Here is an 11,568-nt window from a genome sequence, read left to right as displayed (position 1 = left end):
GCAGCCATTGATCCTTCCCAAGGATGAGAACCGTTATGGAAATCTCCGGTAACACAGCTTTTTATGCAGGCCTGAGCTCGATTCAGAGCGGGCAGAACCGCGTCGATCAGGCTGCCAGCCAGATTGCCAATAATACGATTGAACGTTCGGTGACCAGCCAGTCTTCGCAAGTGCAGGTTGATCGTCTGCGCGGCGTGGATCGTGCCCAGCAATCGGATCTGGCCAGCAATATGGTCGAGATGTCCCAAGGCAAGATCCAGGCAGAGCTGGGTGTGAAAGTCGCCAAAGCCTCCGACGAAGTGCTCGGTACGATCATCGACACCTTCGCCTGATTTTTCGCAATCTGCATCCTGAACGCCGCGCCTTGTCGCGGCGTTTTTCGTTGTAAGTCCTTCTCCCTCAACTAATCTTTTTCCAGCGCCCGTGGCTCATTCGAACGCATGGCGGTTTGCTGTGCCCGGCGTTTGAAAGGTGCGATGACGAACGGCAAAAGATCGATGCTTGACAAGAATTCGGCGTAAACGTATGTTTCAAACAACTGTTTGACCGTCACAACAAATCAACACGGTCGTTCATTCCCGGTTACATCAGCAGAGGTTTATCGCTATGCCTGACTACAAGGCCCCCTTGCGTGATATTCGCTTCGTTCGTGACGAACTGCTCGGCTACGAAGCGCACTATCAGAGCCTTCCGGCTTGCGCAGACGCAACTCCGGACATGGTTGACGCCATTCTCGAAGAAGGCGCCAAGTTTTGTGAGCAGGTACTGGCACCGCTGAACCGCGTGGGCGACCTCGAAGGTTGCACCTGGAGCGAGTCCGGCGTGAAAACCCCGACTGGCTTCAAAGAGGCTTACAAGCAATTCGTCGAAGGCGGCTGGCCAAGCCTCGCCCACGACGTTGAGCACGGCGGCCAAGGCCTGCCGGAGTCGCTGGGTCTGGCAGTGAGTGAAATGGTTGGCGAAGCCAACTGGTCGTGGGGCATGTACCCAGGCCTGTCGCACGGCGCGATGAACACCATCTCCGAGCACGGCACCCCAGAGCAGCAAGAAGCCTATCTGACCAAACTGGTTTCCGGCGAATGGACCGGCACCATGTGCCTGACCGAGCCGCACTGCGGCACCGACCTGGGCATGCTGCGCACCAAGGCCGAACCTCAGGCTGATGGTTCTTACAAAGTCTCCGGCACCAAGATCTTCATCTCGGCCGGCGAACACGACATGGCCGACAACATCGTCCACATCGTACTGGCCCGCCTGCCGGACGCACCGGCTGGCACCAAAGGCATCTCGCTGTTCATCGTTCCAAAGTTCATGCCGAATGCCGATGGCACTGTCGGTGAGCGCAACGCAGTGAGCTGCGGTTCGCTGGAACACAAGATGGGCATCCACGGCAACGCCACTTGCGTGATGAACTTCGACGGCGCCACTGGTTTCCTGATCGGCCCGGCGAACAAAGGCCTGAACTGCATGTTCACCTTTATGAACACCGCACGTCTGGGTACCGCACTGCAAGGTCTGGCCCACGCCGAAATCGGTTTCCAGGGCGGCTTGAAATACGCTCGCGATCGTCTGCAAATGCGCTCGCTGACTGGCCCGAAAGCGCCGGACAAAGCCGCTGACCCGATCATCGTGCACCCTGACGTACGCCGCATGCTGTTGACCATGAAGGCTTTCGCCGAAGGCAATCGCGCGATGGTGTACTTCACCGCCAAACAGGTCGACATCGTCAAATACGGTGTCGATGAAGAAGAGAAGAAGAAAGCCGACGCACTGCTGGCCTTCATGACCCCGATCGCCAAGGCGTTCATGACCGAAGTCGGTTTCGAGTCCGCTAACCACGGCGTACAGATCTACGGCGGCCACGGCTTCATCGCCGAGTGGGGCATGGAGCAGAACGTTCGTGACAGCCGCATTTCGATGCTGTACGAAGGCACCACTGGCATCCAGGCACTCGACCTGTTGGGCCGTAAAGTGCTGATGACTCAAGGCGAAGCTCTGAAAGGCTTCACCAAGATCGTCCACAAGTTCTGCCAGAACAACGAAGGCAACGAAGCCGTTGCAGAATTCGTCGCACCGCTGGCTGCAATCAACAAGGAATGGGGCGAGCTGACCATGAAGGTCGGTATGGCCGCCATGAAAGATCGCGAAGAAGTCGGCGCGGCCTCCGTGGACTACCTGATGTACTCCGGTTATGCCTGCCTGGCTTACTTCTGGGCCGACATGGCGCGTCTGGCCGCTGAAAAGCTGGCAGAAGGCAGCGGCGACGCGGCGTTCTACACCGCCAAGCTGCAAACCGCGCGCTTCTACTTCCAGCGCATCCTGCCGCGTACCCGTACGCACGTGGCCACCATGCTGTCGGGCGCCAACAACCTGATGGACATGAAAGAAGAAGACTTCGCGCTGGGTTACTAAGCTCTAGCGCTGTTTCATGAAAACCGCTGCTCCCGTTGGGGGGCAGCGGTTTTTTTGTTGGCGAATCGCTCAGATAGTCGGGCTTCCGGCCGTTAAAGAGACAGTGTGTGATCTGGATCACATTGTGTGGGCTTGGCTGCACTTTGCAGGCACAATGCCATCTCTTTGATATGACGGGTCGGAGCTTTACCCTTGCCGCGTTCTTCCGCTGTACGTTTCAGCCATTTCCTACCTTCACTGCTGTTGTTACTCGCGGGGTTGGCGGCTGCGTACGTCAAAGACCTCAACGTGTTCTTCACTTCGCTGTTCAATGTGTTGCCGACGTTGGTGCTGTTGTTGGGTGGTGCTTATTGCGCGGTTTACCGCCGTCAGCGCGAGCTGTTTCTGATGCTCACGGTGTACATCGCCTACTTTCTCCTCGATACCCAGACCGACTATTACCGCGACAACGGCAAGGTCCGCGAAGACGCTGCGGTGGTCTTCCACCTCGTCTGTTTATTGCTGCCGTTGTTATTCGGCTTGTTCGCCGCCTGGCAGGAACGAACACATCTGTTCCAGGACATGGTCGCGCGGTTCGCCGTGTTGCTGGCCTTTGGCAGTGTGGCGTTGGGCCTTGAGCAAAGTTATCCCCAGGCTTTGCTGATCTGGCTGTCGGAGATCCGCTGGCCGGCGCTGCATGGCGCATGGATGAGCCTGATCCAGCTGTCCTATCCGGTGTTTATCTCGGCATTCCTGTTGCTCGCCTGGCAATACTGGCGCAATCCGCGCCCGCTGCATGCGGCGCAACTGGTCGGCTTGCTCGGCGTGTTCTGGATGCTGCCGAAAACCTTCATCCTGCCGTTTACCCTCAACATCATGTGCAGTCAGGTGATGTTGATGATTGCCGCTGCGGTGGCGCACGAGGCTTATCAAATGGCCTTCCGTGACGAACTCACCGGTCTGCCGGGCCGCCGCGCACTCAACGAACGCATGCAGCGCCTTGGCCGCAACTACGTGCTGGCGATGAGCGACGTCGATCACTTCAAGAAATTCAACGACACCCACGGTCACGATGTCGGTGACCAGGTACTGCGTCTGGTCGCCAGCAAGCTGTCGAAAATCAGCGGTGGCGGTAGGGCGTATCGCTACGGTGGTGAGGAATTTGCTCTGGTGTTCGCAGGCAAAACCCTTGAAGAGTGCATGCCGCATCTTGAGGTGATCCGCGAGTCGATTGCGTCCTACAGCATTCAACTGCGCAATCAGGAAAACCGTCCGCAGGATGATCAGCAAGGTCGTCAGCGCCGGGCCGGCTCGGGTGCCTCCAGCGTATCGGTGACGGTGAGCATCGGCGTCGCCGAACGAGTGGAACAGCGCAACCCGGAACAAGTGCTGAAGTCTGCCGACGAGGCGCTCTATGCCGCAAAAGGTGCGGGGCGTAATTGCGTGATGGCATACGGACAAAACCGCCGCGGCGCGGTGCGCATGGACACGGCCGCAGGTTGAGTGATGACGGCGCATTCAGCGTCTGCACAATGATTGTGGGGCGTGGTGGCCGGCAGTAGGTTGAGGAAATCTGCTGACGGAGAAGCCACCATGCCTGAGTACAAAGCTCCCCTGCGCGACATGCGCTTTCTGATCGACCACGTCTTCGACTTCCACGCCAATTACGCCACCCTCGGCGCGCACGACGCCAGCCCGGACATGATCAACGCGATTCTCGAAGAGGGCGCGAAGTTCTGCGAGAACGTTCTGGCGCCGCTCAATCGCAGCGGTGACGAAGAGGGCTGCCATTTCGACAATGGTGTGGTGACAACGCCTACAGGCTTCAAGCAAGCCTTCGCACAATACGTCGAGGGCGGCTGGCACGGTCTGGCAGCAGATCCGGTTTACGGCGGCCAGGGCTTGCCGAGTTCGCTGGGATTGGTGATCAGCGAAATGGTCGGCTCCAGCAACACCTCCTGGGGCATGTACCCGGGCCTGACTCATGGCGCGATGTCGGCAATCCATGCCCACGGCACTGCCGAACAAAAAGAAACTTACCTGAGCAAACTCACCGCCGGGCAATGGACCGGCACCATGTGCCTGACCGAAGCCCACTGCGGCACCGACCTGGGCATTATCAAGACCCGCGCCGTGCCTCAGGCTGACGGCAGTTATGCGGTCACCGGCAGCAAGATTTTCATCTCTGCTGGCGAGCACGACATGAGCGACAACATCATCCATCTGGTGTTGGCGAAACTGCCGGACGCACCGGCAGGGACCAAAGGGATTTCGCTGTTTATCGTGCCGAAGTTCTTGCCGGATGCGGCGGGCGAAGCAGGCGAGCGCAATGGCGTTTCCTGCGGTTCGATCGAACACAAGATGGGCATCAAGGCGTCGGCCACTTGCGTGCTCAACTTCGACGGCGCCAAAGGCTACCTGATCGGCGAACCGAACAAGGGCCTGAACTGCATGTTCACCATGATGAACCACGCGCGGCTCGGCACCGGCATGCAGGGGTTGTGTCTGGGCGAGGCGAGCTTTCAGGGCGCGATCAAATACGCCAACGACCGCTTGCAGATGCGCTCGCTGACTGGCGCCAAAGCCCCGGACAAAGTGGCGGATCCGATCATCGTCCACCCGGATGTGCGGCGCATGTTGCTGACCATGAAAGCTTTCAACGAAGGCAACCGCGCGCTGACCTACTTCACCGCGCAGTTGCTCGATGTCGCGCACCTGAGCAGCGACGCCGAGGCACGGCAGGAGGCGGAAGATCTGTTGGCGTTCCTCACGCCGATCTGCAAGGCGTTCATGACCGACACCGGGCTGGAAGTGACCAACCACGGCATGCAGGTGTTTGGTGGCCACGGTTTTATTCGCGAGTGGGGCATGGAGCAGTTGGTTCGCGACTGTCGGATTGCACCGATCTACGAAGGCACCAACGGTATTCAGGCGCTGGATCTGCTGGGCCGTAAGGTGCTCGGCAGTCAGGGTAAGTTGCTGCGTGGCTTCACCAAAATCGTCCACAAATTCTGCGCAGCCAACGCCGAGCATCCGCAACTGGGCAGTTTCGTTGCGCAACTCAATGAGTTGAACCAGCAGTGGGGCGACCTGACCATGAAGGTCGGCATGGAGGCGATGAAGAACCCGGATGAAGTGGGCGCGGCGTCGGTGGATTACCTGATGTACAGCGGTTACATCATTCTCGGTTATCTGTGGTTGCGCATGGCGTTGGTGGCGCAGGCGCAATTGGAAGCGGGCGAGGGTGAGGCGGATTACCTGCGGGGCAAATTGGCGACGAGCGAGTTTTACTTCAAGCGCTTGTTGCCGCGTACGGCGGCGCATAGGGCGGCGATCGAGGCGGGGAGTGAGTGTTTGATGAAGTTGCCGGCGGAAATGTTTGCGCTTTAAGCAAGATCAAAAGATCGTCCGATCGCGGCCCGAGCCTTCGGCAGCTCCTACATGGGACCGAGTTTTATCTGTAGGAGCTGCCGCAGGCTGCGATCTTTTTGTGGTGACTAAAAATAACAAATCAGTCACCGGTTGACCCTATGTGTCGCAAAAGTTGTTGAGGTACACTCCGGCTCAACGAAAACACCCTTCCACGAATCACCGTTTAGATCTTGCGAGGTTTGCCATGGCTGACTACAAAGCGCCGCTGCGCGATATGCGCTTCGTCCTCAATGAAGTGTTCGAAGTCGCCAAACTCTGGGCCGAACTGCCGGCGCTGGCCGAGACCGTCGACGCCGAAACCGTTGAAGCCATTCTCGAAGAGGCCGGCAAGGTCACCAGCAAAAGCATCGCGCCACTGAGCCGTGCCGCTGACGAAGAAGGCTGCCACTGGGCCGACGGTGCCGTCACCACCCCGGCCGGTTTCCCACAGGCTTATCAGACTTATGCCGAAGGCGGCTGGGTCGGCGTTGGCGGTGATCCGCAATACGGCGGCATGGGCATGCCCAAAGCCGTGTCGGCGCAAGTCGAAGAAATGGTCAACTCCGCCAGCCTGTCGTTCGGTCTGTACCCGATGCTGACCGCCGGCGCCTGCCTGTCGATCAACGCCCACGCCAGCGAAGAGCTGAAAGCCGCCTACCTGCCGAACATGTACGCCGGCGTCTGGGCCGGTTCGATGTGCCTGACCGAGCCACACGCCGGTACCGATCTGGGGATCATTCGTACAAAAGCAGAGCCTCAGGCCGACGGTTCCTACAAAGTCAGCGGCACCAAGATCTTCATCACCGGTGGCGAACACGACCTTACCGAAAACATCATTCACCTGGTGCTGGCCAAACTGCCAGATGCCCCGGCGGGCCCGAAAGGCATTTCGCTGTTCCTGGTTCCGAAGTTCATGGTCAATGCCGACGGCAGCCTGGGCGCACGCAACCCGGCGAACTGCGGTTCGATCGAGCATAAAATGGGCATCCAGGCGTCCGCGACCTGCGTGATGAACTTCGACGAAGCCGTGGGTTATCTGGTCGGCGAGCCGAACAAAGGTTTGGCCGCGATGTTCACCATGATGAACTACGAGCGTCTGGGCGTCGGCATCCAAGGCTTGGCGACTGGCGAGCGCTCGTACCAGAACGCCGTTGAATATGCGCGCGACCGCCTGCAAAGCCGTTCGCCGACCGGTGCACAGAACAAAGACAAAGTCGCTGACCCGATCATCGTCCACCCGGACGTGCGGCGCATGCTGCTGACCATGAAAGCCTCGAACGAAGGTGGACGCGCGTTCTCCACTTACGTGGCGATGCAACTCGACACTGCCAAGTTCAGCGAAGATGCCACCACCCGCAAACGTGCGGAAGATCTGGTTGCGTTGCTGACGCCGGTGGCCAAAGCGTTCCTTACCGATCTGGGTCTGGAAACCACCGTGCACGGCCAGCAGATTTTCGGCGGCCACGGCTACATCCGCGAGTGGGGCCAGGAGCAACTGGTGCGTGACGTGCGCATCACCCAGATCTACGAAGGCACCAACGGTATTCAGGCACTGGACCTGGTCGGGCGCAAGATCGTCGGCAGCGGCGGTGCGTTCTACAAACTGTTCGCCGATGAGATCCGCCATTTCACCGCTACCGCCAGTGCCGATCTGGGCGAATTCACCAAACCGCTGAACGATGCCGTCGGCACCCTCGACGAGCTGACCTCGTGGCTGCTGGATCGGGCGAAAACCAACCCGAACGAAATCGGCGCGGCTTCGGTCGAATATCTGCAAGCGTTTGGATACGTTTCCTACGCCTACATGTGGGCATTGATGGCCAAAGCCTCACTGGGTAAAGAAGCGCAGGACGATTTCTATGCCAGCAAGCTCGGCACTGCGCGCTTCTATTTCGCCCGTTTGCTGCCGCGTATTCACTCGCTGAGCGCGTCGGTCAAGGCTGGTAGCGAGTCGCTGTTCCTGCTGGATGCGGCGCAATTCTGATGTGATCGCGTCATGTAAGCATTCTCTTACATGACGTGCTGCTGTTCTCCCATAGGCGCGGATTGGATCCACGGCTAATCTACATTTCATGGACGTCGCGCAGGAAGCGCAAAGCAACAACACGGACACGTAGGATTCTGCCAGGGTGGCGGAGTGAAATGGATGTCAGGGAAACAGTCTGCAAAGCCCCGCTTCGGCGGGGTTTTCTTTTGCCTGAAGAAAAGAGCTCAGACCAAAGGATCTCTCTCTGGCCGCACTTCACGCGCCATCACTTCCTCCAGCAATGTCTGCAACAGCGCCAAAGGCGCCTGCTGACGCTGCACATCGCGACAGACCAGGCCCACTTTCAGCGGTACCCGCGGTTCGCTCAGCGGTTTCCACAACAGATCCTGATCGTCGTATTCCTTCTGCGAACGCCCGGGCAGCACCGTCGCCAGTCTGGTGTGCGGCAGACTGTCGAGAATCCCCACCATATTGTTCAGTTCGGCCTGTACTTGCGGGCGACGTCCCAGCGCGGTCAGTTGCGCCTGCCAGATCTGGCGGATCTGGAATTCTTCGCCCAACAGCAGCATGGGCAGTTCTGCCGCTTGGCGCATCGAGACTTTCTTGAATTCACGCAATGGGTGGTCCGCCGGGATCACCAGCGTCAGTTCATCTTCGTAGAGCATTACGCCGTGCAGCCCAGGTTGGCGTGGCGGCAGATAACTGATGCCGATGTCCAATGAACCGTTGAGCAGTCGCCGCTCGATCTCAAGTCCGGTCAATTCGTAAATTTGCACCACCAGATGCGGTTGCGCCTTGCGCACCCGTTCGAGCATTTGCGGCACCAGACTGGTGTGAACCGTTTGCAGCACGCCAATCGCCAGCGTGCGCAAGGCCTGGCCCTTGAAGTTGCCCAATGCCTCGCGCGCCCGTTGCAAGCCATCAAGCAATGGCAAGGCATGGTTGTACAGCGTGTGCGCGGCGAGAGTTGGCAGCAGGCGTTTGCTGCTGCGTTCGAACAGAGTGACGTCGAGGTTTTGCTCGAGTTGGCGGATCTGCTGCGACAGTGCCGGTTGCGAGATCGACAGGCGTTCAGCGGCGCGGCCAACATGACCTTCTTCGTAGACCGCGACGAAATAACGCAGTTGTTTGAAATCCATAAGTAATGCTTATCGAAAATGCTGGGAAATCGAAATGGCCCGCAGGCGTCAGTGCGCCTAGTCTAACCGCATTCACAAGGCTTACAGGGCCAGAAAGCGCGATGAATAGCGTTCGCTTCGACAGTGTTTGCATAGGCAGTTCAAAACACCTGAAACGAGGTGTTTTTCAATGAATCTGTTCAGTTTGCGGCGTCAGATGCCGAGTCTTGATGACCTCGCCTTCGAGGCCGATCCGGCTGAAAGCAGCGAAAATCCTAGCGCTGAAAGGCTGATGCCCAGCGTCGAACGGCCGCAACAGGTGTTCGTCCGGGGGCAGGGTTCGTGGTTGTGGGACAGTAACGACCGCGCTTACCTCGACTTTTCCCAGTCCGGCGGTGCCAACAGCCTTGGCCACAGCCCTTCGGCATTGGTCAAAGCCATCAGCAGTCAGGCGCAGGCGCTGATCAATCCCGGTTTCAATCTGCATAGTCGCGGTATGCTCAGCCTTGCCGAGCGTCTGTGCGCCGCCACTTTCAGCGATCAGGCCTACTTGCTCAACAGCGGCAGCGAAGCCTGTGAAGCGGCGATCAAACTCGCGCGCAAATGGGGGCAGCTGCATCGCGGCGGCGCCTCGCGGATCATTGTCGCGAAGCAGGGTTGTCACGGTCGCAGTCTGGCGACAATTTCCGCCTCGGACAGCTGCAACCTGCACAACCGGTTTGCGCCGTTGCTGCCGGGTTTCGATCTGGTGCCGTTCAACGACTTGCCGGCGTTGCACGCGGCGGTCGATGCGCAGACTGTAGCGATCATGCTGGAGCCAATCCAGAGTGATGCCGGCGTCGTTCCAGCCACCGAGCATTACCTCAAAGGTGTCGAACGACTGTGCCGCGAATTGGGCATTCTCTTGATCCTCGACGAAGTGCAAACCGGTATCGGCCGCTGCGGCACGTTGCTCGCCGAACAGTCCTACGGCGTACGCGCCGATATCGTCGTGCTCGGCAAAGGGCTTGGCGGCGGTGTGCCGTTGGCGGCGCTATTGGCGCGGGGCAAGGCGTGTTGTTTCGAAGCAGGCGAACTCGGCGGCACCCATCACGGCAACGCACTGATGACAGCGGCCGGGCTGGTGGTGCTCGACAGCGTGCAAGACCGCAGCTTTCTCGAACAGATCAACGACAACGGCCAACATCTGCGCGAAGGCCTGGCCCGATTGGCGCACCGCTACGACCACGGCGAACTGCGTGGCCAAGGCCTGTTCTACGGATTGACCCTGTCAGACGATTCCGCCGAGGCCGTGGTCCACGCCGCCCTTCACGAAGGCTTGCTGCTCAACGCCCCGCAAGCCAACTGCTTGCGCTTCACCCCAGCGCTCACCGTGAGCAAAACCAACATCGACGAAATGCTCCTGCGCCTGGGCCGCGCCTTCTCGCGAGTGCGCACCGCACAACTGCAATGCCGCAAGGGGATTGCCGTCTGAACTGAAGTTTCCCACCCGATTCCAAGAACCGTCTCGCGGTATAACGCACGCCCCACGCCTGATTCTTTTGGCGTGGGGCGTTTTTTTTGTGGCCGGGTTTTGCAGGTGGCGATTAGTCCTTGAGTGTTCGTGGTACGAATGGTTTTTTAGAAAGCGCCGGCAGGGAATGCGGGTTAAGGCCGATCGATATTTTCGAGACGGATGGCTTTGTAATCTATACCACTGGGTGGTATGTTTTTTGGGAAGGGATACCGATGTCATTCAGGCTGTTCAAAACCAAAGGTTTTGCGATACGAGCCGGCAAGGCATGGATCAGCGACGAGGAGCTTCGGGAGGCGTTTTGCCAGATGCTTGCAGGTCAGGCTGACGATCTTGGTGGTGGCGTCTGGAAGAAACGATTGAGCGCCAACCGTCATCGCTCAATTGTTTTGGCGAAGGGAGGGCGCTATTGGATCTATCAAGTGCTGTTTGCAAAGAAAGATCAGAGCAACATCACTCACACAGAACTGAAGGATTTAAGAAAGTTAGCCAAGGTGTACGCGCAACTGACTGAAGAGCAGATTCGGGATTTGTTGGCGATGAAAGAGTTTGTGGAGATATTTCATGAGTAAGAAATTCAAAAGTGAAGTTTTTGAATCGATACACGAGTCAGCCAGTGCTCTTCTGGCTGTCGGAGCAATCAGCAAGGCAACCATGCGGGAGTTTGATGAGTCTTGCCTGGCAACGGTTCCAGAAGCGATCCCGGCCGATCAGATCAAGGCGCTACGCGAGCGCAATAATGTCAGCCAGCCAGTGTTCGCACGGTATTTGAATACCAGTGCGTCGACGATTAAACAGTGGGAATCGGGAGAAAAACATCCAAGTGGGATGGCCCTCAAGCTGCTGAGTATTGTGCAGAAGCATGGGCTGAAAATTCTGGCTTAAGGCGGTGGGCAGCTATTGCACTGAACCCTGACGAACGGCGCGGGTCGATTAGCTTGTATGGCTCAGGTGAGCCAACCCCCATTCAGGAGTTGCCCCATGGATTTCATTCGCATCATCATCGCTATTCTGTTGCCGCCACTGGGTGTGTTTCTGCAGGTTGGGTTTGGCGGGGCGTTCTGGTTGAACATTCTGCTGACGTTGTGCGGGTATATTCCGGGGATCGTGCACGCGGTGTATATCATCGCCAAGCGCTGAATAACGTA

The 11,568-nt window shown here is 58.3% G+C and carries 10 protein-coding genes; 9 read left to right on the top strand and 1 reads right to left on the bottom strand.

Features of this window, described 5'->3' with window-relative positions:
- The first annotated feature begins 35 nt into the window (after positions 1-35).
- From PspS49_RS27010 to PspS49_RS26990, 5 genes are all read left to right on the top strand, one after another.
- Positions 36-332 (top strand): pyrroloquinoline quinone biosynthesis protein PqqE, encoded by a 297-nt coding sequence (locus tag PspS49_RS27010; RefSeq protein WP_160042094.1) that lies wholly within the window; start codon positions 36-38, stop codon positions 330-332.
- Between the two features lie 274 nt (positions 333-606).
- The gene (locus tag PspS49_RS27005; protein WP_127930018.1) at positions 607-2,412 is read left to right on the top strand and encodes a phenylacyl-CoA dehydrogenase; all 1,806 of its coding nucleotides are present in this window, start codon (positions 607-609) and stop codon (positions 2,410-2,412) included.
- A 192-nt stretch (positions 2,413-2,604) separates the two neighbouring features.
- Positions 2,605-3,894 (top strand): GGDEF domain-containing protein, encoded by a 1,290-nt coding sequence (locus PspS49_RS27000; protein ID WP_127930017.1) that lies wholly within the window; start codon positions 2,605-2,607, stop codon positions 3,892-3,894.
- 90 nt (positions 3,895-3,984) lie between these two features.
- Entirely contained in the window at positions 3,985-5,781 is a 1,797-nt protein-coding gene (locus PspS49_RS26995; protein ID WP_160042092.1) for an acyl-CoA dehydrogenase C-terminal domain-containing protein, read from the top strand.
- Between the two features lie 226 nt (positions 5,782-6,007).
- Positions 6,008-7,786 (top strand): acyl-CoA dehydrogenase C-terminal domain-containing protein, encoded by a 1,779-nt coding sequence (locus tag PspS49_RS26990; protein ID WP_127930015.1) that lies wholly within the window; start codon positions 6,008-6,010, stop codon positions 7,784-7,786.
- Between the two features lie 227 nt (positions 7,787-8,013).
- Here PspS49_RS26990 and PspS49_RS26985 read toward each other — a convergent pair whose 3' ends face one another.
- Entirely contained in the window at positions 8,014-8,928 is a 915-nt protein-coding gene (locus tag PspS49_RS26985) for a LysR family transcriptional regulator (RefSeq protein WP_127930014.1), read from the bottom strand.
- Positions 8,929-9,097: 169 nt separating this feature from the next.
- Between PspS49_RS26985 and PspS49_RS26980 the strand changes: the two genes are divergently transcribed.
- From PspS49_RS26980 to PspS49_RS26965, 4 genes are all read left to right on the top strand, one after another.
- A complete protein-coding gene (locus PspS49_RS26980) occupies positions 9,098-10,381 on the top strand; it encodes an aminotransferase class III-fold pyridoxal phosphate-dependent enzyme (RefSeq protein WP_160042090.1) in 1,284 nt (427 codons plus the stop codon).
- Positions 10,382-10,635: 254 nt separating this feature from the next.
- Positions 10,636-10,992: a type II toxin-antitoxin system RelE/ParE family toxin gene (locus PspS49_RS26975; protein WP_127930463.1), complete on the top strand. Its 357-nt coding sequence runs from the start codon at positions 10,636-10,638 to the stop codon at positions 10,990-10,992.
- Positions 10,985-11,305 carry a DNA-binding transcriptional regulator gene (locus tag PspS49_RS26970; RefSeq protein WP_127930012.1) on the top strand — a complete coding sequence of 107 codons (321 nt, stop codon included), beginning with the start codon at positions 10,985-10,987 and terminating at the stop codon, positions 11,303-11,305. Before PspS49_RS26975 ends, PspS49_RS26970 begins: the two co-directional genes overlap by 8 nt.
- 96 nt (positions 11,306-11,401) lie before the next feature.
- Positions 11,402-11,560 (top strand): YqaE/Pmp3 family membrane protein, encoded by a 159-nt coding sequence (locus PspS49_RS26965; RefSeq protein ID WP_003228885.1) that lies wholly within the window; start codon positions 11,402-11,404, stop codon positions 11,558-11,560.
- The last annotated feature ends 8 nt before the right edge of the window (positions 11,561-11,568 follow it).

It is taken from the genome of Pseudomonas sp. S49, from assembly GCF_009866785.1.
GTDB lineage: Bacteria > Pseudomonadota > Gammaproteobacteria > Pseudomonadales > Pseudomonadaceae > Aquipseudomonas.
This window is presented reverse-complemented; position numbering and strand designations above follow the sequence as displayed.